General features: G+C 73.2%; 18 protein-coding genes. 6 read left to right on the top strand and 12 right to left on the bottom strand.

Translation table 11 applies throughout. From position 1 onward, the window contains the following. Positions 1-142 precede the first annotated feature (142 nt). The 9 genes from D581_RS0121440 to D581_RS0121400 all read right to left on the bottom strand — a co-directional run bounded on the left by D581_RS0121440 (position 143) and on the right by D581_RS0121400 (position 10,904). On the bottom strand, positions 143-1,180 hold the full coding sequence (locus D581_RS0121440) for a glutamate ABC transporter substrate-binding protein (protein ID WP_018959254.1): 1,038 nt from the start codon (positions 1,178-1,180) through the stop codon (positions 143-145). 11 nt (positions 1,181-1,191) lie between these two features. Continuing rightward, on the bottom strand, positions 1,192-2,580 hold the full coding sequence (locus D581_RS0121435) for a hypothetical protein (RefSeq protein ID WP_018959253.1): 1,389 nt from the start codon (positions 2,578-2,580) through the stop codon (positions 1,192-1,194). A 309-nt stretch (positions 2,581-2,889) separates the two neighbouring features. Then, a complete protein-coding gene (locus tag D581_RS0121430; RefSeq protein WP_018959252.1) occupies positions 2,890-3,873 on the bottom strand; it encodes a BadF/BadG/BcrA/BcrD ATPase family protein in 984 nt (327 codons plus the stop codon). After that, on the bottom strand, positions 3,864-5,129 hold the full coding sequence (locus tag D581_RS0121425) for a 6-phospho-beta-glucosidase (RefSeq protein ID WP_026290760.1): 1,266 nt from the start codon (positions 5,127-5,129) through the stop codon (positions 3,864-3,866). Before D581_RS0121425 ends, D581_RS0121430 begins: the two co-directional genes overlap by 10 nt. A 2-nt stretch (positions 5,130-5,131) precedes the next feature. Further along, complete coding sequence (locus D581_RS0121420) at positions 5,132-6,043, bottom strand: carbohydrate ABC transporter permease (RefSeq protein ID WP_018959250.1); 912 nt, start codon at positions 6,041-6,043, stop codon at positions 5,132-5,134. Positions 6,044-6,046: 3 nt separating this feature from the next. Then, positions 6,047-6,988, bottom strand: coding sequence for a carbohydrate ABC transporter permease (locus D581_RS0121415; protein ID WP_018959249.1), 942 nt, complete (start codon positions 6,986-6,988; stop codon positions 6,047-6,049). Between the two features lie 7 nt (positions 6,989-6,995). Beyond that, a complete protein-coding gene (locus tag D581_RS0121410) occupies positions 6,996-8,327 on the bottom strand; it encodes an ABC transporter substrate-binding protein (protein WP_018959248.1) in 1,332 nt (443 codons plus the stop codon). A 59-nt stretch (positions 8,328-8,386) separates the two neighbouring features. Continuing rightward, a complete protein-coding gene (locus D581_RS0121405; protein ID WP_026290759.1) occupies positions 8,387-9,610 on the bottom strand; it encodes an ROK family transcriptional regulator in 1,224 nt (407 codons plus the stop codon). Positions 9,611-9,836: 226 nt separating this feature from the next. Then, positions 9,837-10,904, bottom strand: a complete 1,068-nt coding sequence (locus tag D581_RS0121400; protein ID WP_018959246.1) for a mechanosensitive ion channel family protein — start codon at positions 10,902-10,904, stop codon at positions 9,837-9,839. 313 nt (positions 10,905-11,217) lie between these two features. Here D581_RS0121400 and D581_RS0121395 point away from each other — a divergent pair, with 313 nt between their 5' ends. After that, positions 11,218-11,754 (top strand): HNH endonuclease, encoded by a 537-nt coding sequence (locus tag D581_RS0121395; protein WP_003969129.1) that lies wholly within the window; start codon positions 11,218-11,220, stop codon positions 11,752-11,754. 133 nt (positions 11,755-11,887) lie between these two features. Here D581_RS0121395 and D581_RS0121390 read toward each other — a convergent pair whose 3' ends face one another. Further along, entirely contained in the window at positions 11,888-14,884 is a 2,997-nt protein-coding gene (locus D581_RS0121390) for a beta-N-acetylglucosaminidase domain-containing protein (RefSeq protein ID WP_026290758.1), read from the bottom strand. Between the two features lie 356 nt (positions 14,885-15,240). Here D581_RS0121390 and D581_RS0121385 point away from each other — a divergent pair, with 356 nt between their 5' ends. The 5 genes from D581_RS0121385 (at position 15,241) to alc (ending at position 20,581) form a co-directional block, all read left to right on the top strand. Next, positions 15,241-15,552, top strand: a complete 312-nt coding sequence (locus tag D581_RS0121385) for a hypothetical protein (protein WP_018959244.1) — start codon at positions 15,241-15,243, stop codon at positions 15,550-15,552. Then, entirely contained in the window at positions 15,553-18,021 is a 2,469-nt protein-coding gene (gene malQ / locus D581_RS0121380) for a 4-alpha-glucanotransferase (protein WP_018959243.1), read from the top strand. Between the two features lie 5 nt (positions 18,022-18,026). Continuing rightward, complete coding sequence (locus D581_RS0121375) at positions 18,027-18,239, top strand: hypothetical protein (RefSeq protein WP_018959242.1); 213 nt, start codon at positions 18,027-18,029, stop codon at positions 18,237-18,239. A 213-nt stretch (positions 18,240-18,452) separates the two neighbouring features. Beyond that, positions 18,453-19,361 (top strand): LysR family transcriptional regulator, encoded by a 909-nt coding sequence (locus D581_RS0121370; protein ID WP_018959241.1) that lies wholly within the window; start codon positions 18,453-18,455, stop codon positions 19,359-19,361. Between the two features lie 65 nt (positions 19,362-19,426). Continuing rightward, entirely contained in the window at positions 19,427-20,581 is a 1,155-nt protein-coding gene (alc, locus tag D581_RS0121365; protein ID WP_018959240.1) for an allantoicase, read from the top strand. A 173-nt stretch (positions 20,582-20,754) separates the two neighbouring features. Here the strand turns inward: alc and cydC are convergent, their stop codons facing one another. Together cydC and cydD are read right to left on the bottom strand one after the other, a co-directional pair. Beyond that, positions 20,755-22,470, bottom strand: coding sequence for a thiol reductant ABC exporter subunit CydC (gene cydC, locus D581_RS0121360; RefSeq protein ID WP_018959239.1), 1,716 nt, complete (start codon positions 22,468-22,470; stop codon positions 20,755-20,757). Next, positions 22,467-24,272 (bottom strand): thiol reductant ABC exporter subunit CydD, encoded by a 1,806-nt coding sequence (cydD, locus tag D581_RS0121355; protein ID WP_018959238.1) that lies wholly within the window; start codon positions 24,270-24,272, stop codon positions 22,467-22,469. Before cydD ends, cydC begins: the two co-directional genes overlap by 4 nt. Positions 24,273-24,288: the final 16 nt, after the last annotated feature.

Here is a 24,288-nt window from a genome sequence, read left to right as displayed (position 1 = left end):
CTCCGCTCTCCCCGCCGGGCCGGTGGGCCCGGCGGGATCGATCTGTCTCGGTCTGCTGACCCTGTCCCGGCCTGCCCGCCCCGGTCTGCTGATCCTGTTCCGGCCTGCCCGCCCCGGTCCGTGCGCGTGGGTGCGCTCCGGGTCAGTCGCCGCGGTACTTGGGCGCGGGCGGGCCCGCTATGCCGGGCAGTCCGGCCGACAGCCACTTGCGGTACGACGTCATCCAGGGGCTGTTGTCACCGCCCGCCCGGTAGTCGACGAGGACCTTGTTCACCCGGGCCACCAGATCGTCGGCGCCCTTCTTCGTCGCGACGCCGTAGTACTCCGTGGTGAACGGGGCGTTCCCCTTGAGCTCCACCGCCGGGTCCTGCGCCGCCTGACCGGCCGCCAGGGCGTTGTCCGTGACGATGGCGTCGACCTCGCCGAGCTGGAGCCGCACCAGGCAGTCCAGCTGGTTGGGCACGGTCAGCAGGTCCCGGTCGCGCTCGGTGCCGTCGAAGTCGTCCTTGTAGAGCGCGCCGAACGACTTCTTCTCCAGCGCCTCGTACGCCGTGGAGCCCTCGGCCGAGCAGACCCGCTTGCCCTTCAGCGACGGGTCGTAGCCGGTGATCGTCGACCCCTTCGGGGCGAGCACCTGCTGCCCGGCCTGGAAGTAGGCGGTGGAGAAGGAGACCTGCTCCAGCCGCTTGCAGTTGATCGTCATCGTCCGCACGACGACGTCGACCCGGTCGTTCTCCAGGGCGGCGATGCGCTGGTTGGTGGGGATCGCGCGGAAGATCACCGCGTCCGGGTCGCCCAGGACGTCCTTGGCGATGGCCCGCACCAGATCGATGTCGAACCCTTCCAGCTCCCGGGCCTCCGGATTGCGGTAGCCCCAGCGGAAGCTGTTCTGGTCGACGCCCGCGATCAGCTTGCCGCGCTTCTTGATCTTCTCGATGCTGGGCCCGTCGGCGCTCGACGCGGGCAGGCTCGCCTCCGGCTCGGTGCACTCCTCGGCCCGTGCCCGGTCGGCCGTCACCGCTCCGCCGCCCGGGGCGTCCGCTCCGGCCGCCCCGCCGCTGTGGTGGGCCAGCGGCAGCAGGGTGAGCGCCGCGGTGACCGCGCACGCGCCCGCCATCCCCGCCACGCCGCCCCATCCGCGCAGGCCGCCGCGTGCGGAACGCTCCTTCGACCTGCGCATCGCTGCCCCTCTCACCGGTACTCCGCGAGCCTGCGGTTGACCCCGACGATCACGGCGGCGGCCCCCAGGACCGCCAGCGCCGCGGCGCCGATCGGCAGGCCCCGCAGGGCGCCCCGCCCGTCCTCCGCCGCCGCGGTGAACTCGTCCTGCTCATGCGCGAGCGCCTTCTCCAGCGCGGCGTCCACCCGCTGGAAGGACTGCCCGGTGGAGCCCTCGGTCCCGATGATCTGCTCCAGGGCGCCGTCGTAGTCGCCGCGGTCGTCCGTGGCACGGGCCTCGCGGTGGCGGGCCCCCCACTCGGCCACGCCCTTGGTCGCGTCGAGGACCGGCGCGTTCCCGCTCTCGTCGTCCGCGAGCCGGCCGGCCTTCTCCAACCGGTCCTTCACCGCCTTCATCCCCGTGCCGTAGTCCGCCTCGTACTGGTCGGCCGAGCCGTCGGGGGTCAGCACAGCACCGCGCGCCACCAGGGTGAGGTTCTCGTTGGCGCGCGCCTTCAGGGAGTTGATCCGCGCGTCGTTGAGCACATCCAGGGACGCCTGGCCGTGCACCATCGCCGACCGCAGCTCCGTACGGGCCACCGCGTGCCCCACGGCCAGCCAGAGCACCACCACCGAGGCGGCGGCCGTCGCCGCCAGCAGCCCGTGGTTCAGCACCCGGTTCGTCCGGCGGTAGGTGCGCCGCTGCATCCACCCCAGCGCGCCGAGCACCAGGATCCCGGCGCCCAGTGACAGGAGCGGCCACTGCCGGGCGTCGGCGGAGTCCGTCTCCAGCCGGCCCGTCTCGGCCGCGTACAGCCGCTCGGCGGCCGGCAGCATCTCACCGGTCATCTTCTGGTTCGCGTACCGGAGATAGGCGCCGCCCAGCGGCAGACCCTGGCGGTTGTTGGCGCGGGCGCGCTCGATCAGGCCCGTGTAGACCGGGAGCAGCTTGTTGAGGGTGGCTATCTCACGGCTGGACGCGCTGTCGGAGTCGGTGCTCCCCGACGCCTTCACCAGCAGCCGGGCCGCCTCCTCGATGTCCTTCCGATACTGCTCGTGCACGGCCTCGGGCTCCTGCGCACCCGCGAGGAACCCACTGGCCGCCGTCGTGTCCGCGTCCGCCAGGAAGCGGTAGATGTCCGCCGCGTCGGCGCTGAGCGGCTGACTGCGGCTGACCACGTCGTCGGCCGACGACGCCCGCGACGAGGTCTCCAGGGTGGTCACCGCGCCGAACGCCACGACCAGCAGGGCCAGGACGGCCCCGATGATCTGGAGCCGGCCGGGCTCGGTCGTCGCCACGGCGCGCAGGCGCTCGGTCTGCGCGGCCCACGTGGTGCGGCGCGGTGCGTCCGTGCCGGCGTGCGCGGACACCGGGTCCGGCGTGCGCAGCGTCTGCGTGCCGCCGCTCGGCGGGTGTGTCACTCGACCTCCCCCTCGGTCACTGACGGCAAGTCCCCTGACCGGCCCCCGCATTCGATCAGGGCGGGCGCGACCGATCAAGGCAAGCGGCGCAACGTGCCCGGATACATCCCTATAAGCGAACGGACTTCGGCGTACGGACTGCGACGAACGGACTGCGACGAACAGACTCCCCATCAGGTACACGTTCCGGAGGTCCGATCGGTTCCCTCGCGCCCCGCGCGTGCCCGGCGTTCACCCGTACGAGGAACGTCCCCCCACGCACATCGCGTGAAGGGACGCTCCCTGACGTACGGCGTACCGCGGAGGCGCTCAGACGTACTGCGCGCGCAGCCTCCGGTGGACCTCCGGCGCTGCGCCCGTACGGTCCAGGCCCAGCAGCGCCGCGCCCAGCACCGGCGGCTCGGACACGACGCGCACCTCGGCCTTCGGGGCGCGTGCCGCGAGGAGCGCGGTGATCCGGTCGTTCAGCTGCGGATGGCGCGCGGCCAGCACGCTGCCGCCCAGCAGCACCGGAGCCTCCTCCGCCAGCAGACCGAGCCGCTCCAGCGCGACCGAGGCCATCGCCACTACCTCCTCGGCCTGCCGCTCCACCAGCGCGAGGGCCACCGGGTCCCCGCCCGCGGCGGTCGCGAACAGCACCGGTGTCAGCTCGTGCCGCCGCGCCGACGGGATCCCGCCCCGGTGCAGCGCCTCGATCAGCGCGTACATCGAGGCGAGCCCGAAGTGGGCGGGCAACGCACGGGCCAGCTCGGACGGTTCGCCGCGCCCGTCCTCGGCACGCGCGGCGAACCACAGCGCCCCCTCCGCGAGCCCCGAACCGCCACCCCAGTCACCGGACAGCCGCCCGATCGCGGGGAAGCGGGCGGTCCGCCCGTCCGGGGTCATGCCCACGCAGTTGATCCCGGCCCCGCACACCACCGCGACGCCCCGGGGCTCGTCCACCCCGGCGCGCAGGATCGCGAAGGTGTCGTTGCGCACCTCCACCGAGGAGCCCCAGCCACGGGCCTGCAGGGCCGCTGCCAACTCGGCCTCCTCGACCGGCAGATCGGCGTTGGCCAGGCACGCGGAGACATGGGTGTACGCGCCGGACGGGCCACCGGCGTCCGGCAGCTCCGCGACGGCCCGCTCCAGCGCGGCGGCCAGCCCGTCGATCGCCGCCTCCACCCCGACCACGGGCGGCTGGAAGCCGCCGCCGCGTGCCGTGGACAGCACGGTGCCGTCCTCGCCGATCAGTGCCACGTCGGTCTTGCTGTTGCCCGCGTCGATGGCGACGACCGACACGTTCACGCCCACGAAAGGTGCTCCCGGTTGTGCGCGATCAGCCGGTCGGTGAGCCCCTCGGCGTACTCGTACTGACCGATCAGCGGGTGGGCGAGGAGCGCCTTGAAGACCCGGTCCCGGCCGCCCCGCAGCGCGGCTTCCAGGGCGAGGTCCTCGTACGCCGTCACGTTGGCGATCAGCCCGGCGTACAGCGGGTCCAGCGCGGAGACGGCCAGCGGTGTCGCGCCGTCGTGCCCGACCCGGGCCTGGACCTCGATCACCGCGTCGTCCGGGAGGAAAGGCAGGGTCCCGTTGTTGTACGTGTTGACCACCTGGACCGGGGAGCCGCCGTTGCCCAGCAGGGACGCCGCCAGGTCCACGGCCGCCTCGGAGTAGAACGCGCCGCCGCGCTTGGCGAGCAGTTCGGGCTTCTCGTCCAGTGTCGGGTCGCCGTACATCGCGAGCAGTTCCTTCTCCATCGCCGCGACCTCGGCGGCCCGGGACGGCTTGGTGCCGAGCTCCCTGACCACCTCGTCGTGGGAGTAGAAGTAGCGCAGGTAGTAGGAGGGGACGACGCCGAGCCGGTCGACGACCTGCCGGGGCATGTGGAGGTCGTCGGCGATGGCGTCGCCGTGCTCGGCGAGCAGCTTCGGCAGGATGTTCTCGCCGTCCGGGCCGCCGAGGCGGACGCCCAGCTCCCAGGTCAGGTGGTTGAGCCCGACGTGGTCGAGGTGCACCTCGGAGGGGTTCACGTCCAGCAGCCGGGCGAACTTCCGCTGGAAGCCGATCGCCACGTTGCACAGGCCGACGGCCTTGTGCCCGGCCTGGAGCAGGGCTCGGGTGACGATGCCGACCGGGTTGGTGAAGTCGATGATCCAGGCGTCCGGGTTGGCGCGGCGGACCCGCTCGGCGATGTCCAGGACGACCGGCACGGTGCGCAGGGCCTTGGCGAGGCCGCCGGCGCCGGTGGTCTCCTGGCCCACGCAGCCGCACTCCAGCGGCCAGGTCTCGTCCTTGCCGCGCGCGGCCTGTCCGCCGACGCGCAGCTGGAGCAGGACCGCGTCCGCGTCGGCGACGCCCGCGTCGATGTCGGTGGTGGTCGTGATCCTCCCGGCGTGGTCCTGCTTGGCGAAGATCCGCCGGGCGAGACCTCCCACCAGGTCCAGGCGGTCGGCCGCCGGATCGACGAGCACCAGCTCCTCGATCGGCAGCGTGTCCCGCAGCCGGGCGAATCCGTCGATCAGTTCGGGGGTGTAGGTGGACCCGCCACCCACTACTGCGAGCTTCATAGTCAGCCCTTTACTCCGGTCAGTGTGACGCCCTCGACGAATGCCTTCTGGGCAAAGAAGAAGACGGCGATCACGGGGGCCATGACCAAAACGGTCGCGGCCATGGTCAGGTTCCAGTCGGTGTGGTGTGCGCCCTTGAAGGATTCGAGGCCGTAACTGAGCGTCCAGGCGGCCGGGTTCTCGGAGGCGTAGATCTGTGGTCCGAAGTAGTCGTTCCAGGCGGCGAAGAACTGGAAGAGGGCGATGGCCGCGATGCCGGGCTTGGCCATCGGCAGGACGACCTTCATCAGCGTACGGAACTCACCGCAGCCGTCGACCTTGGCCGCGTCCAGGTACTCGTTCGGGATGGTCAGCAGGAACTGCCGCAGCAGGAAGATGGAGAACGCGTCGCCGAAGGCCATCGGGATGATCAGCGGCCACAACGTGCCGGACAGGTCCATCTGCTTCGCCCAGAACAGGTACATCGGGATGATGATGACCTGCGGCGGCAGCATCATCATCGAGATGACGAGCATCAGCGACAGCTTGCGGCCCCGGAAGCGGAACTTCGCCAGCGCGTACGCCACCGGGACGGACGAGACGACGGTGAGGACGGTGCCGACGCCCGCGTACAGCAGGGTGTTGCGCCACCAGGTCAGGAAGCCGGGGGTGTTGAAGACCCGCTCGTAGTTGCCCCACTCCCAGGTGTTCGGGGTGAGGTCGCGGGTCAGCGCCTGCTGGTCGCTCATCAGCGAGGTCAGCACCACGAAGACGAACGGCAGCACGAAGAAGAGCGCGGCGGCGATCCCGAGCGAGTGCACGGCGATCCAGTGCAGCAGCGCCTTGCGGCGGGCGGTGCGCGCGGCGGGGGTCAGCGGGGAGTTCTTCGGCGAGGCGGTGGTGGTCTTGTCGACGGCGTCGAGGAGTTGGGTCATGGCTCAGTCACCGGCCGATATCAGGTTGTTGCGGCCCCGCATCAGCAGCGCGGTGAAGGCCATGGCCAGGGCGAACAGGACGAGGGCGACGACGCAGGCGGCGCCGTAGTCGAAGCGCTGGAAGCCCAGGTTGTAGACGAGCTGCGGGAGCGTCAGTGTCGACTTGTCGGGATAGCCGGGTTCGAAGGCCTGCCCGGAGCCGCCGATGACACCGGACGCGACCTTTCCGGCGACGAGCGGCTGCGTGTAGTACTGCATCGCCTGGATGACGCCCGTCACCACGGCGAACAGCACGATCGGCGAGATGTTCGGCAGGGTCACGAAGCGGAACTTCTGCCAGGCGGACGCGCCGTCCAGCTCGGCCGCCTCGTACTGCTCGGTCGGCACGTCCAGCAGCGACGCCATGAAGATGACCATCAGGTCCCCGATGCCCCACACCGCGAGCATGGTGAGCGCCGGCTTGGACCAGGTGGCGTCGTTGAACCAGCCCGGCGTCGGCAGCCCCAGGTCCCCGAGGATCGCGTTGACGGGCCCGGTGCCGGGGTTGAGCAGAAAGACGAAGGCGAGCGTCGCGGCGACCGGAGGGGCCAGATAGGGCAGGTAGAACAGGGTCCTGAAGACCCCGGTCCCCGTCTTGATCCTCGTGATCAGCATGCCGATGCCGAGGCCGAAGACGACCCGGCAGGTGACCATGACGAGGACCAGCCACAGGGTGTTGCGCAGCGACGGCCAGAACATCGGGTAGTCGCTGAAGACGTAGGTCCAGTTGGTCAGCCCGTTGAAGACCGGAGCCCCGAAGCCGTCGTACTGGGTGAAGGAGAAGTAGACGGTCGAGATCATCGGATACGCGAAGAAGACCGAGAACCCGATCAGCCACGGCGACATGAAGGCCACCGTGCGCAGCGCCGACCTGCGACGCTTGGAGCGGAGCGTGTGCGTCGTCATCGTCGGGCTACTTGGCCTTGGCGATGTCGGTGTCGATCTGCCGCGCGGTCTTCTCCAGACCGGCCTTCAGGTCCTTCACCGCGCCCTTCTCGTACTGGTAGCCGAAGTCCTGGATCGTCTGCTGGTACGTCGAGCCGTTGACGGCCCCGTCGGGGGTGTTGGACTTCGGGTGCTGCGCGATGTCCAGGAAGGTCTTGAACCGCGGGTCGAACTTCAGGTCGGGGGACTTCAGCGCCTCGAAGGTGGAGGGCACGTTGCGGATGCCGTTGGCGAAGCCCACGACTGCCTCCGTGTCGCTGGTCATGTACTTGACCAGCTCCCAGGCGGCGTTCTGCTTCTTGCTGGCCGGGGCGATGCCCACGATGGTGCCGGAGAGGAAGCCCTTGCCGTAGCTGTCGGCCTCGTCGTCGGCGACGGGCATCGGCGCGACGCCGATCTCGAAGCCGGGCTTGGTGTCCTCGGCCATGCCGAGCCGCCACTCGCCGTCCAGCTGCATGGCTACCTGCCCGGTGTGGAACGGGTGCTTGGCGCCCCACTCGTCGCCGAAGGTGCCCCGGTACTTCTCCAGCTTGTCGTAGCCGCCGAGGTCCTCGACGAGCTTCTTCTGGTACGTGAACATCTCCGCGAACGCCGGGTCCTTGGCGATGTTGGACTTGCCGTTCTCGTCGAAGTACGTGTGGTCCCACGAGGACATGTAGTGGTCGGCGACGGTCTCGTAGCCGTGGAAGGTCGGCATGAAGCCGAGCTGTTCGTAGCTGTCGCCCTTCTCCACCGTCAGCTTCTTCGCGACGCTCGCCAGCTCCGACATGGTCTTCGGCGGCGCGGTGATGCCGGCCTTCTCGAAGGCGTCCTTGTTGTAGTAGAGGCCATAGGCGTCGGTGAGGAGCGGCAGGGCGCAGCGCTTGCCCTCGAACTGGGTGTAGTCGAGGAGCACCTTCGGGAAGGTCTTCTCCAGGTCGAGCTTCGACTTCTCGATGAACGGCTTCAGGTCCGCGAACGCGCCGGACGAGCAGAACTTGCCGACGTTGGCGGTGGTGAAGGACGAGACCACGTCGGGCCCGTTCGAACCGCCCGCGCGCAGCGCCTGGTTGAGCTTGTCGTCGTTGATGTTGCCGGAGACCTTCACCGTGATGTTCGGGTGGGCCTTCTCGAACCGGTCGATGTTGTCCTCGACCGCCTTCACCTCGGCGGGCGCGCTCCAGCCGTGCCAGAAGTTGATCGTGGTCTTCGCGTCCGGGTCGTCGGAGGCGCCGGCCTCGGACTGGCCCGTACACGCGGTGGCGAGCACCGATATCGCGGCGACGGCGACAGCGGTGGTGGTGAGACGGCTTGTGCGCATGACAAAACTCCCAGGGACGGGGAAGAGGCAGACGACGGGGAACGGGGGACGGGCATGGTTCAGCGCGAGGTGTCGAACACTTCGTCGCGGGTATCGGCGAGCGCCCTCTCCAGGGCGCCGCGCAGTACGGGGGTGCGGTCGATCTCGCCGACCACGAGCCGCGGCCGGGAGGCGGCGAGCTCGGCCAGCTCGGACTGGATCAGGGAGCGCAGGATCTCGCCGCCCGCCGCGACCGCTCGGCCGGAGAGCACGATCAGCCCGGGGTCCAGGACGGCGGTGACGGAGGCGAGGCCGGTGGCGAGCCGCTGGGCGTACTGGCGCAGCAGCTCGGTGAGCGCCTCGTCCTGTTCGTACGCGTCGGCCGCCCGCGCCAGCAGGTCCGCGGCGACCTTCGCGTACGGCTGTTGCGGGGTGTCGACGCCCAGCGCCTTCGCGAGCCGGGGCACCGCCTGGGCGCCCGCCAGCTCCTGGAAGCCGCCGCTGTTGGCCTTGACGACCTGGCGCACGAGCGGGGTGCCCGGCACCGGGAGGAAGCCGACCTCGCCCGCGCCGCCGGTGAAGCCGCGGTGCAGCCGGCCGTTGATGACGAGGGCGGCGCCGAGGCCCTCCTCGTTCCACAGCAGGACGAAGTCCTCGTGGCCGCGGGCCGCGCCCAGGCGCTGCTCGGCGACGGCGACCAGATTGACGTCGTTCTCGTACTCCACCGGCATCGGCAGGAACGCGGCCAGCTCGTCCAGCAGGGTGGGGGAGTGCCAGCCGGGCAGGTGCGAGGCGTACCGCAGCCGCCCGGTGCCCGGGTCGAAGGCGCCCGGCGTGCCGATGACGACCCGGTGGACGTCGGCGCGGGTGAGCCCGGCGTCCTTCACCGCCCCGTCCAGCGCGTCGGCGACCTGGCGCACCACGCTGTCGGCGCGCCGGCCCGGGGTCGACAGCTCGAACTCCCCGACGGTCCGACCGGTCACGTCCGCGACGGCGGCGACGATGCGCCGGCCGTTCACGTCGAGCCCGGCCACATGGGCGGCCCGCGCGTTCACCGTGTAGAGCTGCGCGTTGGGCCCGGGGCGCCCCTCGCTGGTCCCCGTGGCGACGACCAGTCCCGCCGCCTCCAGCCGGGCCAGCAGCTGGGACGCGGTGGGCTTGGAGAGGCCGGTCAGCTTCCCGATCCGGGTCCGGGAGAGCGGCCCGTGCTCCAGCAGCAGATCGAGGGCGGCCCGGTCGTTCATGGCCCGCAGCACCCGTGGTGTGCCCGGGGTGCCGGGTGCGCCGGGAGTGGGTCCCGCCATCGTGGATGCACCGCCCTCTGCCAGGGGCTCGCGCCCGTGACTCTGTTAGGAAAGTTTCCTATTTGGTTAGGAGGACGGTAGGGCGCAGGTCACCGGGGCGTCAATGGGTGACCCCCGTCCGGCAATCAAAGTGTTACCCGGCAGGGCGACGCCCCCGGTCGCCACCCTGAGGTCCAGGAGGTGGCCGGGGGCGCTGCGGCAGGGGTTGCTTGTCCAGGTTCGACGGCTACTTGCTCAGGTTCGTCGGCGGCGGTATCGGCGTCGCCGCCAACGACTGCGGGGAGACGGCCGAGGCGTACGCCGAGGGGGCCGCCATCGCGGCCGTCGGGTCCGCCGTGGACGCGCCCTCCGGCTGGAGCGGCACCGTGCCGACCATCCGGATGCCCGCGTCGTCCAGCGCCTGCTTGATGCGCCAGCGCAGCTCGCGCTCCACGCCGAGCGCCTTGCCCGGCATCGTCTTGGCGGTGACGCGGACGGTCATGGAGTCCAGCAGGACCTCATCCAGGCCGAGCACCTCCACCGGGCCCCACAGCCGCTCCGACCAGGGTTCTTCCTTCGTCATCGTCTCGGCGGCCGCGGCGATCGCCTCGCGCACGTGCTCCAGCTTCTCCGTCGGACGCACCGTGACGTCGACCCCGGCCGTGGACCAGCCCTGGCTGAGGTTGCCTATCCGCTTCACCTCGCCGTTGCGGACGTACCAGATCTCGCCGTTGTCGCCGCGCAGCTTGGTGACGCGCAGCCCCACCTCGATGACCTCGCCGGAGGCGACGCCCGCGTCGACGGTGTCGCCGACCCCGTACTGGTCCTCAAGGATCATGAAGACGCCGGAGAGGAAGTCCGTGACCAGGTTGCGGGCGCCGAAGCCGAGTGCCACGCCCGCGACACCGGCGGAGGCGAGGAGTGGAGCCAGGTTGATCTTGAAGGCGCCCAGGACCATCAGGGCGGCCGTGCCCATGATCACGAACGAGGCCACCGACCGCAGCACCGAGCCGATCGCCTCCGAGCGCTGGCGTCTGCGCTCGGCGTTCACCAGCAGCCCGCCCAGCGCCGTGCCCTCCACCGCCTGGGCGCCGCGGTTCATCCGCTCGATCAGATTGGTCAGGGCGCGCCGGATCAGATAACGCAGCGTGATCGCGACCGCCACGATCAGCAGGATGCGCAAGCCGGTGTTCAGCCAGGTGGACCAGTTCTCCTCGACCCAGCCCGCGGCGTTCCCGGCCTGTTCGGCGGCTTCGCCCAGCGAGCCACCCGGCTCGGGAGACGGGGCTGCGGCCAGGAGGACGGACAGCGACACGGCAGGGACCTCCAGGGGGACGACGGTTGGTCGTAACACTAACGAAGCCGGGGGAGTGGATCGTTGCCGTCGCGGGAAGAGAGAGAGGTCTCACCGGGAACACCTCCGCTGTGGCCGATCGCACAGTGCGGACGCCCGCCCAGGTGAAACACCTGTTCGGCCCCGCCGAACGGTGCGTGGAGCCCGGAGTGAGAAAAATCCTCCCGGCCCGTTACCCGTACGTGGTGGCGCTTTGACCAGGCATGAGGAGAGACTGAGATCGGATCGTCCCGGCGCGAGCCACGCGCCGCCGGCGTACAAGGAGGCATCCACCGTGCCGCACGTCCTGGTTCTCAACGCGTCGTACGAGCCGCTCGGCGTCGTACCGCTCCGCCGCGCGCTCGTCCTCGTCCTGGAGAACAAGGCCATCTGCCTTGAAGAGTCCGGCTCCTTTCTGCACAGTGCCACCCGTGCCGTGCCCGCACCCAGTGTGGTCCGGCTCAAGCGCTTCGTCCGGGTCCCCTACCGGGGCCCCGTCCCCCTGACGCGGCGGGCGCTGTTCGCCCGGGACGGCGGGCGCTGCATGTACTGCGGGGCCGCCGCGACCAGCGTCGACCACGTCATCCCGCGCAGCCGAGGCGGCCAGCACGCCTGGGACAACGTGGTGGCGGCCTGCCGCCGCTGCAACCACGTCAAGGCCGACCGCCATCTGCCCGAGCTCGGCTGGCGGCTGCGCCACCAGCCCGCCCCGCCGACCGGCCTGGCCTGGCGGATCATCGGGACCGGACACCGCGACCCGCGCTGGCTGCCGTACTTGCAACCGTTCGGCGCGGACGACGTGATGGCCCGGATCGACGGCGTGTCCGCCTGAGGTCCGGGTCTTCGCCGTCTCCCCTGTTCGTGCGGGGCCGGTCCGTACGTACGAACAGGGTCAACTGGACGTACGCGGTCAGCTGTACGAACAGGGTTAGCTGTACGTACGGGGTCCGGCTGGACGTGCGCGGTCAGTCGTCCACGACCGCGTACGCCTCCACCGACCAGAGCGAGTAGCCGTACTCCGTCGCCCGGCCGTCCCCCTGCACCCGGATGAACCGGGTGTCCTTCGCGTCCATCCGGACCGACTCGCGCCCGCCCCGGCCCTCCGTCACCGTCGCGGCGGTGCGCCAGACGCGGCCGTCGGCGGAGACCTGTATCCGGTAGCGGGAGGCGTACGCGTCCTGCCAGTTCAGCACCACCTGGCCCAGGCGCACCGGCTCGGGCAGCTCGGCCCCCCACCAGGCCCCGTCCTCCACCGGCGAGGACCACCGGGTCTCCGGATCGCCGTCGGAGGCCGCCGACGCGGGAAAGTCCGGGGTCTCGTCGCCGGACGACGAGGCCTTCGCCGTACGCGCCAGATCCGGGCCGCCCGTGCGCGGGAAGGCCCGCACGGTCAGCGTGGACTCCTGACCGCCGAAGGCCAGCGGAACCTCGTACTCGCCCGCCGGGGTGTCCGCCGGGACGGTGATGTCCACGGGCACCTCCGTACGCGATCCGCGCGGCACGGTCGTCTGTTTCGGGACCCGCACCTCGATGCCCTCGGGGGCCTCCGCGGTGAGCTTGCCCTTCACCTCGACCGGACGCCGCCCGGCCAGCCGGGCCTCGACCCGCTGGGGGTCGCCGCCGATCTCGGCATCCGTCGCGCCCCGCGTCAGGTCGAGCGTGGCGGCGGGCTCGTCGCCGAACCACGGCACCAGGGCGCGCACCTGCGGGGACCCCGCCACGACGGCGGGGGAGGGGGAGGAAGGCAGGGTGGGGCTGAGATACGAGGTCGGGGCGGTACGGGCGGCCTCCGGCACCGTGACCCGTACGGCGTCCGCGCGCAGCCCCTTCGCGGCGGTCTGGGTCCAGCCGCTCGGCGAGAGCTTCCCGAGCCCCCGCCACCCCTCACCGGGCACGTGGGCCTCCACGACCGCGCCGGCGAGGGCGGACCCGGGCTCGGCGAGCGCCGTGACGGCCTCCACCGGGCGGGGCCCGGCCAGCCGGACCGTATAGCTGTGCGCGTCCTTCGTGACCCGGCCCGAGGCGCGGTCGACGCCGTTCCATCCGGCCGACACCTTCGCCGCCCTGTCCAGGAACGGGTCCAGCACACCCTCGCCGACCGTGGCCCGGCTCGCCTCGATCTCCTCGCGCAGCGGCTCCAGTGCCAGTTGGACGCGCCAGGCGGCGGCCCCGTCCCCGGCGGCCTGCGCCTGGAGCAGGTCCACCGCGAGCTCACCGGCCCGGCCGTAGCGGGCCAGCTGCTCCGTCCAGGGGCGCACCTCTTCCGTCAGCCGGCCGTCGGCGGGGGTCTTCAGCCGCTCGGGGGCCCCGCGCATCACGGAGAAGGCCGCGCGCAGCTCGGCCGCAGCCCGGTCGCGGCGGGGAGCGTCCGCGCGGGTGTTCCAGAACGCGTCGAACAGGGGCTGGAGGTAGGCGGACTCCTCCGCGCCGAGCACCGAGCCCGCGCTGTTCCCGGCCAGCGCGAGCAGCGCCTCCCGGGCGCCCGCGTCCCCGCCCGCCAGATCCTCGACGGCCGCCCGCCACGACTCGTCCGGGCGGTACCCCTTCGGGTTCCAGGCGAAGTCGGCGGCGGTGAACAGCGGGATCCGCGAGGCGGACGCCTGCTCCATCGCGTTGGCCAGCAGCGCCGCCGAACCGCTCGCCACCGCCGGGTCCCGGCCGGTGTACGGGCCGAGGAAGATGCGGTCCTGGGCGTAGTCGTTGACCGGGTAGTTGTCCATCGTCACCAGCGGGTGGCGGAACGCGGCGCGGGCCCCGGCCAGTTCACCGCCGGTGATCTTCTTCGGCACCACCCCGACACCGGTCCAGGCCACCTGCACCCGGTCGTCCAGCTCGGCCGCCAGCGCGGTGCGGTAGTCGGTGGCCCCGTCCTGGTAGAACTCCGTCGGCAGCACCGACAGGGGGGCCGCGTCCGGGTGCCGTTCCTCCAGATGCCGGGCGAGGGCGCCCGCGACCCGGGCCTGCGCGCGGGCCGCCGCCTTCGGGCCGTTGCCGAAGGTCTCCGCGTCCAGGTCGCAGTGCCACTCGCTGTAACTGACGTCCTGGAACTGGAGCTGGAAGACCCGGATGCCCAGCGCCCACATGGCGTCGATCTTCTTCGTCAGCGCCCGGACGTCCCTCTCCGAGGCCATGCACATCGCCTGGCCGGGAGAGACCGCCCAGCCGAGCGTGACGTGCTCGGCGCGCGCCCGCTCGGCGATCGCCCGGAACTCGGCCCGCTTCTCGGCCGGGTACGGCTCGCGCCAGCGCGCCAGCCGGTAGGGGTCGTCACCCGCCGCGTAGAGATAGCGGTTCTGCTTGGTGCGGCCCATGAAGGAGATCTGGGCGAGCCGCTCCTCGCGTGTCCACGGCTCTCCGTAGAACCCCTCGGCCATGCCGCGTACGGCGGTTCCCGGCCAGTCCCGTACCGTCACGCCGGCCACCGAGCCGTCGGCGATCAGTTGGCGCAGGGTCTGGACGGCGTGGAAGAGGCCGTCCGCGCCGAGCCCGTCCAGCGCGACGGTGGCGCGTCCGGAGACCTGGCCGACCGCGATCCGGTAGCCGCCCGACGGCAGATCGGCCCGTTCGGGGGCGCGTAGCGCCCGCAGTGCCTCGGCGGCTCCACTGCCGCCGACGCGGACCACGGGACCGCCGCCCGGCAGGCTCTCGTGCAGGGTCCGCACGCCCGCCCCGCGCAGCAGGGCGCGCGCCTGCTCGACGGCGTGACGATCGGCGTCCGGCGCGGCGACGAGCGTGGCCTCGGAGCCCAGCGGCACGGCGGGCCCGGTGGTCTTCAGGCTCTGCGGCCGGGGCCAGACGGACGGGGTCCGCGCGCTGTCGGCGCGGTCGGGGGAGCCGACCGCGGGCCTGCCGGGATCGGCGGGAGCGGCCGTCGCGGCCGGGGCGACGGAGACGGATCCGAGGAGTCCGCCGATCACGGCGGCGGCCACGGCCGTTGCCTGCCTTCTGCGCCCGATCCGCACGTCGCGCTTCCCTTCGTAACGACCAACTGCCGGCGATGGACCGCCGCCGTGCCGATCCCTCGGACCGCGGGCGGTCGCCCCGGCGGGCTCCGAGCCCACCACCCGGGCGCGAGGGTGTCAATGCGCATGGCCGTTCTGCCGTATTTGCCGGGAATAACGACACCTTCGAGCCCTCTGGGGCTGGTGTGGCGGCCGGGAGTGGCTGAAAACGACCCATACCTGCCGTTCGGGGGAACGGAGTGTGACCCAGAGCACGTTGGGCTCGTTGTTCATAACGCCTGCATCACGTCCACGTCTGCCACGGCGAGGCCTGGGTAGGCCTGCTGTGTCCTGTTCTCCATGGCCAGGAGGCCACCATGCCCGCTGCCGCGCAGCTTCTGCTCTCCGCCCTCTCCAAACAGGTATCCACGCAGCCCGAATCCGCCCCGCTGACCAGCGAACTCCCCCTTGCCGACGTCGTCCACCTGATCAGCGGGCCGCCGCTCGCCGATGTCTCCCTCCTGCTCGGCGAATCCTCCTTCGCCGATTCCGCGCCGCTGACCAGCGAGCCGCCGCTCGCCGATGCCACCCCTCTCACGAGCGAGCCGCCGCTCGCCGCCGTCGCCCCTCTGACCAGCGAGCCGACCGCACCCGGCACCGCAGGGGGCATGGAGTTCCCAGGAGTCTGAATGGGCTTGTCCCGGCTCGCCGCTCTGCACGGTGTCGCCACCTCCTACTCCCCGTCGCCGGATGTCACGGTGTCCGTCCCCGACGACACGGTCATCGCCGTGCTCGCCGCGCTGGGCGTCGACGCCGGCACTCCGGCGGACGTACGGAAGTGCCTCGTCGTCGCCGAGTCCCGCTCGTGCCTGCTGCCGCCGACCGTGGTGGTCTGGGCCGGCGAGCCCCTGCCGCCCGCCCTTGCCGGGCTGCCCCCCGGCTCGACCGTCACCGTCGAGCCGGAGCCGGCCGAGACCGCGGGACCCCCCTCGGGCCACCCGCCGGCCCCGCTGAACATGCGGACCCGGGCGACGGCCGCCGCCCCGCCCGTGCCGTCGCCGGGCGTTGCTGCCGCGCCTCTGACGCCTGCGGGGGGCGTTGCCGGGTCCGCCACTCCGCCGCTCGTCGCTCCTGACGCCGCCGCCCCGCTCGTCGCCCCCGGCGCCGCCGCGCCGCCCGTGCCGCCGCCGGGGGGTGCGGACTCCGCCCCGGCCGTGACGCCTCCCGCAGCTCCCGCAGGCACTGCCACCGCCTTCGCGTCCGCCACCGCCACCGCCACCGCCTCCGCCACCGCCTCCGCGCCGCACCCGCACCGCGTCGACGGGGAGCCCGGCGCGCCGGCCGCCGTCCCCGCCTGGTGGGTCCCGCCGCCCCCCGGCGTCCACCGGGTCCACGTCGTGACACCGGATCACCGCCGCGCCACGGCCACCCTCGTCGTCGCCCCGGCCCGCGTCCCGCAGCCGCCCGAGCGCTCCCACGGCTTCCTGGTCCAGCTCTACTCCCTGCTCTCCGCCCGCTCCTGGGGCATGGGCGACCTCGGTGACCTGGCCGACCTCGCCGCCTGGTCCGGACGGACCCTCGGCTCCGGGTTCGTCCAGGTCAACCCGTTGCACGCCGCCGTACCCGGGCACCCCACCGACCCGTCCCCGTACCGCCCCTCCTCACGCCGCTTCCCCGACCCGGTGCACCTGCGCGTCGAGTCGATCCCCGAATACGGCCACGTCCGCGACCGGGCCGCCCTGGACGACCTCCGGCAGGAGGCCGCCGCGCTCAGCGAGGCCGTGCTGAACAAGGGCGCGCTGATCGACCGGGACGCCGTCTGGGAGCTGAAGCGCCAGGCCCTGGAGCTGGTCGTCGAGGTGCCGCTCACCCCCGGCCGCCGCGCCGCCTACTGCGACTTCCTGGCCGAGCAGGGGCAGGCGCTGGAGGACCACGCCCTGTGGTGCGCGCTCGCCGAGGTGCACGGCCCCGACTGGCACGCCTGGCCCGAGGCCCTGCGCGACCCCAGCTCCCCGGGAACCGCCCGCGCCCGGACCGAGCTGCTGGACCGGGTCGACTTCCACTGCCGCCTCGCCTGGCTGACCGCCACCCAGCTCGCCGACGCCCAGCGGGCCGCCGAGGACGCGGGGATGGGCGTCGGGATCGTCCACGACCTCGCCGTCGGCGTCCACCCGGCCGGCGCCGACACCTGGGCCCAGCAGGAGGCCTTCGCCCACGGCATGTCCGTCGGCGCGCCCCCCGACGCCTTCAACGCGCGCGGCCAGGACTGGGGCCTGCCGCCCTGGCGCCCCGACGTCCTCGCCGCCACCGGTTACGCCGCCTACCGGGGCCTGCTGCGCGGCCTGCTGGCCCACGCCGGGGCCCTGCGCATCGACCACGTCATGGGCCTGTTCCGGCTCTGGTGGGTTCCCGAGGGGCGCCCGCCCACCGACGGCACGTACGTCGCCCAGGACGCCGAGGCGATGCTCGCCGTCCTCGTCCTGGAGGCCCACCGGGCCGGCACCGTCGTCGTCGGCGAGGACCTCGGCACCGTCGAGCCCGGGGTCCGCGAGGCGCTCGCCCGGCGCGGCGTGCTCGGCACCTCGGTGCTCTGGTTCGAGCGTGACTGGGACGGCGACGGACGGCCGCTCGCCCCGGAGGAATGGCGCCGGGACTGCCTGGCCACCGCCACCACCCACGACCTGCCCTCCACCGCCGCCCGGCTGACCGGCGACCATGTGACGCTGCGCCACCGCCTCGGCCTGCTCACCCGCTCCCTGGAGGAGGAGCTGACCGAGGACGCCACCGACACCGCCGAGTGGCTGGCCCTCCTCGCCCGGCTGCGGATGCTCCCCGAGGGCGACGGCGACGAGGAGGCCGCCGTCCGGGCCGTCCACCGCTTCCTGCTGCGTACCCCCGCCCGGATGACCGGCGTCTGGCTCCCCGACACCGTCGGCGACCGCCGCCCGCAGAATCTCCCCGGCACCTGGGACCAGTACCCCAACTGGCGCCTCCCGATCGCCGACGCCGAGGGGCGTCCGGTCACCCTGGAGGAGATCACCGCCTCGCCCCGGCTGCACGCGCTGATGGACGTCCTGAGGCCCCGAAAGCCTCATACGGCACCCCCGGGCGAGCGCCGTCCCCAGCCGTTCGCTACGTTGGCACCGTGGAAAAGATGAACGCTATGCGCGCCGGCGTCGTTGCGGCCGGGACGACGCTGATGATGCTGCTCATGTCGAGCCCGGCGCTCGCGCTCACGCCCGACGACGGCGACGACCCGGCTCCCCGCCTGAGCGCGGTCGAGACCATCGGTCTCTACGTCGTCGCGCCCATCGCCCTGTTCGTGGTGATCACGGGCCTGGTCATGGTCCTGGACAAGTCCAAGAAGCAGGTCTGACCCGCACACGTACGCCCTGCACGAAGGATGCGCCGCCGGTGGGCACCACCGCGCGGCGCATTCGTGCGTCCGGCCCCGGACACCGACGTGCGTCCGGCCCCGGACCACCGACGCCTGCACGGCCCGGGGTCGACACGGACACGGCCCGGGGGCCGACACGGGCACGGCCCGGCGGCGGGAACACGGCCCGCCCCCGGCCGGTAGGTTGCGTCCATGACCGAGTGGGACGTCAAGAAGCTCCGCATCCTGCGCACCCTGCGCGACCGGGGCACGGTGACGGCGACCGCCGAGGCGCTCCTGATGACCCCCTCCGCCGTCTCCCAGCAGCTCACCAACCTGGCCAAGCAGCTCGGCGTGGACCTCCTGGAGGCCCAGGGCCGCCGCGTCCGTCTCACCGACGCCGCCCACCTCGTCCTGCGCCACGCGGAGACGGTCTTCGCCCAGCTGGAGCGGGCCGAGGCCGAACTGACCGGCTATCTGCGCGGCGAGGCGGGCGAGGTCAGGGTGGCCGCGTTCTCCACCGCCGTGCCCGCCCTCGTGGTCCCCGCCGTCCGGCTGCTGCGCGCCGAGGACCGCCCGGGGCCCGACGTACGCGTACGGGAGGCCGAGGCCGCTCAGGCGTACGAGCTGCTCACCGCGGGCGAGGTGGACCTGGCCCTGTCGCTGGCCGCCCACGCGCCCACCGCCCGCGACCCCCGCTTCAGCCTCTTCCCGCTGCTCGCCGACCCGCTGGACGTGGCGCTCCCCGTCGGCCACCCGCTGGCCGGAGCCCCCGCCCTGCGGCTCGCGGACCTGGCCGCCGACCGCTGGATCTTCGGCGGCTCGGGACCCTGGTCCGAGATCACCACCGCCGCCTGCGAGGCGGCGGGCTTCGTCCCCGAGCAGGCCCACAGCGCCGCCGGATGGACCGCGATCCTCGCCCTGGTCGAGGCGGGCATGGGCGTCGCGCTGGTTCCCCGGATGGCGGCCCGGGAGCGTCGCGAGGGCGTGGTGATGCGGGTGCTGGAGGCGGACCGGCCGCACCGCCACGTGGTGGCGGCGGTCCGGCACGGGGCGGAGAGCGGGCCGGCGGTGGCCCGCGTCCTCGCGGCGCTCACCCAGGCAGCCGCATCATTCAGCTGAGCTGAATGATACCTGCGAAAACTTTCGATGGACCTGATGGGTTCGGTGGCGCGAAGGTAGGAGCCATGACCTTCGACGCGAGCGAGACCACATTCCAGGACCCCGACACCGACCCCCACGCCAATGACGCCGCGCCCTACGGCGGCGGCGACCCCTACGCCGACTACCGCGAAGCGGGAGACCTCCCCTTCACCGAGCTGGTCGATCTCGCCGACCGCCGCCTCGGCGCGGGCGTGATCGCCGCCAACGACGAGTTCTTCGCCGAGCGCGAGAACCTCCTGATCCGTGAGCGCGCCGTCTTCGACCCCGAGCACTTCGGGCACAAGGGCAAGATCATGGACGGCTGGGAGACCCGCCGCCGCAGGGGCGCGGACGCCGCGACCCCCTTCCCGGCCCCCGGGGACCACGACTGGGCCATCGTCCGCCTCGGCGCGCCCGGCATCGTCCGCGGCCTGATCGTCGACACCGCCCACTTCCGCGGCAACTACCCGCAGCGCGTATCCGTGCAGGCCACCTCCGTCGAGGGCGCCCCGAGCCCCGAGCAGCTGCTCGCCGACGACGTGAAGTGGGAGGAGATCCTCCCGCCCACTCCCGTACGCGGCCACGCGGCCAACGCCTTCGAGATCACCGGCGGCCGGCGCTACACCCACCTGCGCCTCTGCCAGCACCCCGACGGCGGCATCGCCCGCCTCCGCGTGCACGGCGAGGTCGTCCCGGACCCGGCGTGGCTCGCCGCGCTCGGCACCATCGACCTGATCTCGGTGCTCAACGGCGGTACGTACGAGGACGCCTCCGACCGCTTCTACTCCTCGCCCACCCAGATCATCCTGCCGGGCACCTCCCGCAAGATGGACGACGGCTGGGAGAACCGCCGCCGCCGGGTCCGCGACACCAACGACTGGGTCCGCTTCCGCCTCCCCGCCCAGGGCGCGGTCCGCGCGATCGAGATCGACACCGCCTACCTCAAGGGCAACTCCGCCGGCTGGATCGCCCTCCAGGGCCGCAACGGCGACACCGGCGAGTGGTTCGAGATCGTCCCGCGCACCCGCCTCCAGCCCGACACCCTCCACCGCTTCGTGCTGCGCGCCCAGGCCGTCGTCACCCACGTCCGCCTCGACGCCTTCCCCGACGGCGGCGTGGCCCGGATGCGTCTGCACGGCACGCTCACGGAGTCCGGCGCTGCCGAGCTGACCCGCCGCTACGAGGAGTCGGGCGCGTGACCCCGTAACCCCCGGGCCGCCCCCCCAGTTCCCGCCCGGCGGACGGTTGCGCTTCCGCGCCCGCCCGCCGGGCGGTTTCCACACCGGGCGGCGGCTCAGGCGGCGTACGCGGAGAAGAGCAGCGTCTTCGCCGGCACCCGCCGGTATTGCGGGCGAACGCGCGGCCAGGGCCTTCAGGCCGGGGTGACGGGACGGATCCGGCCCCCGTCGAGAACAACGATCCGGTCGGCGGCCGTGAGCCCCGCCTGCTCGTGGGTGACCAGCAGCGTGGTGCGGCCGCGGGTGGCGTCGAGGACGTCGGCGAGCACGGCGGCCGCGGTGTCCGGGTCGAGCCCCTCGGTCGGCTCGTCCAGGACCAGCACCGGTGGGTCGGCGAGCAGGGCGCGGGCCAGGAGAAGACGTTGGCGCTGACCGCCCGACACGGTCGAGCCGTCCCCGCCGAGCGGGGTGTCCCAGCGATCGGGCAGCGACTCGATCCAGTCCAGGAGCCGGGCCCTGCGGGCCGCTTCACGCAGCTCGGCGTCGGTGGCGGCGGGGCGGGCGAGGAGCAGGTTGGCGCGGATCGTGGTGTGGAAGACGTGCGCGTCCTGGGTCATGCCGGTGATCGCGCGGCGTACGTCGGCACCCGAATGGTCGCGCAGTTCGCACCCGCCGACGCGGATGCTCCCGGCCTCGTACGGCACGAACCGCATGAGCGCGGCGATCAGCGTCGACTTGCCGGACCCGCTGGCGCCGAGGAGCACGGTCCGGTGGCCGGGCGACAGCCGGAGGTTCACCCCGTCCAGAGCCGGCGGGCCCTCGGGGTGGTGGCGCACCCGCAGGCAGGTGATGTCCACGCCGAGCGGTTCACCGGTGACGAGCGGGACGGGCGCGGACGGATCGGCGACCGGCGGCGGGGTGTCGAGGAGATCGGCCAGCCTGCGCGCGGAGGAACGCACGCCGACGAGGGAGCGGGCGGCGGCCGGCAGGGGCGTCAGGGCCTCGAAGGAGACCAGGGCGAGGACCGCGATGACGGTGAGGTGGACGGCCGGCAGCGCCCCCGAGGCGTGGGCGCCCAGCGCGGCCCAGGTGACGCCGACCGTCGCCCCGCCCTGGAGCAGCAGCACCACGGCGGAGGCGAGCGAGGTGGTCAGGGCCCGGTGGCGCTCCAGGGCGGCGATCCGGGCGGACGCGTCGCGGACCCGCTCGTGGGCGCGGCCCCGGGCACCGTACGCGGCGAGATCCGCCGCACCCCGGGTCACGTCCACGGTGAGCGCCGCGAGTTCGGCGCGCGCGGCCTTCTCCGCGCGGCCGGCCCGGCCGGACACCATGAGCACCAGGGCGGGGACGAGGAACCCCGCCACCGTCAGGAGCAGCCCGAGCAGGATCCCCGCCCGTGGCAGGAGCACCGTGGCCGTCGCGGTGGCGGCCAGCGCGACCGCGGCGGCGGCCGCGACCGGGATCAGCACCCGCAGCAACAGGTCCTGGGCGGCGTCGACGTCGTCGACGAGGCGGGTCAGCAGGTCCCCGCTGCGAAAGGCCGGGGTGCCCGCGGGGGCGAGCGGCACGAGGGCCTCGTACACCCGGGTGCGGAAGCCCGCGACGGCCCGCAGCACACCGTCGTGGCCGAGGAGCCGGTCGGCGTAGCGCAGCGCTCCGCGTCCCAGGGCCAGGGCGCGCACGGCGACGATCGCGAGGCTCACGGAGGCGAGCGGCGGCTGTTCGGCGGCGCGGGTGATCAGCCAGGCGGCGGTGGCCATCAGCGTGGCGGCGGCGAGCTCGCTGCCGGCGGCGGCGAGGGCGGCCGGCAGCAGCCTGCGCCAGTACGGCAGGAGGTGGCGCAGCAGCCGGACGGTGGGGCGGGGGCCGCGCGCACGGGCGCGGGCGACGGTCCCGACGGGGGAGGTCATGGGGCCAAGGCTCCTTCTGCCGGGGCCGGCCGGGTCGGCGCGAGGCTGCCCGCCCGTACCGTCACGATCCGGTCGGCGTGGGGCAGCAGACCGGTGCGGTGGGCGACCACGATCGAGGTCCGGCCGCGCATCAGGCGGGCCGTGGCCCGGGTGACGGCGGCCTCGCTACCGGAGTCCAGGTGGGCCGTCGGTTCGTCGAGGAGCAGCACGGGAGCGTCCTTGAGGAACGCGCGGGCCAGGGCGATCCGTTGACGCTGGCCCGCGGAGAGTCCTGCGCCGTGCTCGCCCAGCGGCGTGTCGTACCCCAGCGGCAGTTCTTCCACGAAGAGGTCGGCCGACGCGGCGCGGGCCGCCCGTCGTACCTCGGCGTCGCTCGCGTCCGGGCGCCCGAGGCGGATGTTCTCCGCGACGGACGCCGCGAACAGGTGAGGTCGCTGGGGAACCCAGGCCACCTGGGCGTGCCAGCCGTCGGGGTCGAGGTCCGCGAGGTCGGCCCCGTCGACGGTGACCCGGCCCGCGTCGGGGCGCACGAAGCCCAGGAGCAGGGCCAGGAGCGTGGACTTGCCGGCGCCGCTGGGGCCCACGAGGGCCACGTGCTCGCCAGGGGCCACGGAGAGGGACAGGTCCCGGAGGGCGGGTTCGGCGCGGTCCGCGTAGTGGACCGTGACCCGGTCGAGGCGCAGGTGCGCCGCGCGGGCGTCGGGCGCCGGGGCCCGCACGGCGGAGTGCGTCGGGGCCCGCTCGGCGGAGTGCGTCGGACGCGTCCCACGTAGGTGTGCCGCGCGGGCGTCGGGCGCCTGGGCCCGCACGGCGGAGCGCGTCGGGACCCGCACGGCCGTGCGCGCCGGACGCGTCCCGTCCTCGTCGAGGATCGCGAACACCCGCTCGGCCACCGTGACGCCCTCGGCGCTGTCGTGGAAGGCCGCGCCCGCCGCCCGCAGCGGGAGGTAGGCCTCGGGGGCGAGGAACAGGACGATCAGCGCCGTACGGAGGTCCGTCCCGCCGGCCAGCAGCCGCAGGCCGACCGGGACGGCCACCAGGGCCACGGAGAGGGTGGCGACCGTCTCCAGCACGAGCGAGGAGAGGAACGCCACGCGCAGCGTGCGCATGGTGGCCCGCCGGTGGGCGTCCGCCATCTCGCCCACGACCCGGCTCTGATGCCGCTCGCGGCCGAACGCGCGGAGCGTCGGCAGTCCGGCCACCACATCCATGAAGTGACCGCCCAGGGTGGCCAGCAACCGCCACTGCCGGGCGGTGCGCCGGGCGGTGTGCATGCCGACCAGCGCGCCGAACACGGGGATCAGCGGCAGCGTCACGATGATGATCAGCGCAGAGGACCAGTCGGTCCACAACAGCCAGCCGACCACCGCCGGGGGCACCACCGCGACAGCCGCCTTCGTGGGCAGATAGCCGACGGCATACGGGTCCAGCGCGTTGAGACCGCGCGTGAGCAGGGTGACCGTCTCGCCGTGGCGGCGGTCCGCCAGCTCCTGCGGGCCGGTCTGCCGCAGCCGTTCGGTGATCCGGTCCCGCAGCGTGCGCTTGGCGTCGGCCGCGGCGAGCTGGGCGAGGGCGCCGCGGGCCCAGGCCAGCAGCGCGCGCAGCGCCATGACCGCGCCGAGGGCGACCAGGGGCGCGCTCCGGAACGGGCGCCCGGCGAAGCCGTCGGCGAGAACCGTCGCCAGCAGGACCGCCTGGGCCACGATGATCCCGGCGCCCAGCAGCGCGAGTGCCGTGGAGTACGTCATATGGCGTCGCAGTACGGGGAGTTCGCGCATCAGGCGACGTTCCACGGGCTTCATCGGGTGTCCCTCTCCT

The sequence above is a fragment of the Streptomyces sp. CNB091 genome (genome assembly GCF_000377965.1).
Note: the sequence above shows the minus strand (reverse complement) of the source record. Positions and strands in the feature narration are given on the sequence as shown.

Bases quoted from the DNA above. Each gene is read 5' to 3' on its own strand.
- D581_RS0121440 (WP_018959254.1), bottom strand. From the start codon at position 1,180: ATGCGCAGGTCGAAGGAGCGTTCCGCACGCGGCGGCCTGCGCGGATGG.
- D581_RS0121405 (WP_026290759.1), bottom strand. From the start codon at position 9,610: ATGGCGGGACCCACTCCCGGCGCACCCGGCACCCCGGGCACACCACGG.
- D581_RS0121410 (WP_018959248.1), bottom strand. From the start codon at position 8,327: ATGCGCACAAGCCGTCTCACCACCACCGCTGTCGCCGTCGCCGCGATA.
- D581_RS0121385 (WP_018959244.1), top strand. From the start codon at position 15,241: ATGCCCGCTGCCGCGCAGCTTCTGCTCTCCGCCCTCTCCAAACAGGTA.
- cydC (WP_018959239.1), bottom strand. From the start codon at position 22,470: ATGACCTCCCCCGTCGGGACCGTCGCCCGCGCCCGTGCGCGCGGCCCC.
- D581_RS0121415 (WP_018959249.1), bottom strand. From the start codon at position 6,988: ATGACGACGCACACGCTCCGCTCCAAGCGTCGCAGGTCGGCGCTGCGC.
- alc (WP_018959240.1), top strand. From the start codon at position 19,427: ATGACCTTCGACGCGAGCGAGACCACATTCCAGGACCCCGACACCGAC.
- D581_RS0121370 (WP_018959241.1), top strand. From the start codon at position 18,453: ATGACCGAGTGGGACGTCAAGAAGCTCCGCATCCTGCGCACCCTGCGC.
- D581_RS0121375 (WP_018959242.1), top strand. From the start codon at position 18,027: ATGCGCGCCGGCGTCGTTGCGGCCGGGACGACGCTGATGATGCTGCTC.
- D581_RS0121420 (WP_018959250.1), bottom strand. From the start codon at position 6,043: ATGACCCAACTCCTCGACGCCGTCGACAAGACCACCACCGCCTCGCCG.
- malQ (WP_018959243.1), top strand. From the start codon at position 15,553: ATGGGCTTGTCCCGGCTCGCCGCTCTGCACGGTGTCGCCACCTCCTAC.
- cydD (WP_018959238.1), bottom strand. From the start codon at position 24,272: ATGAAGCCCGTGGAACGTCGCCTGATGCGCGAACTCCCCGTACTGCGA.
- D581_RS0121425 (WP_026290760.1), bottom strand. From the start codon at position 5,129: ATGAAGCTCGCAGTAGTGGGTGGCGGGTCCACCTACACCCCCGAACTG.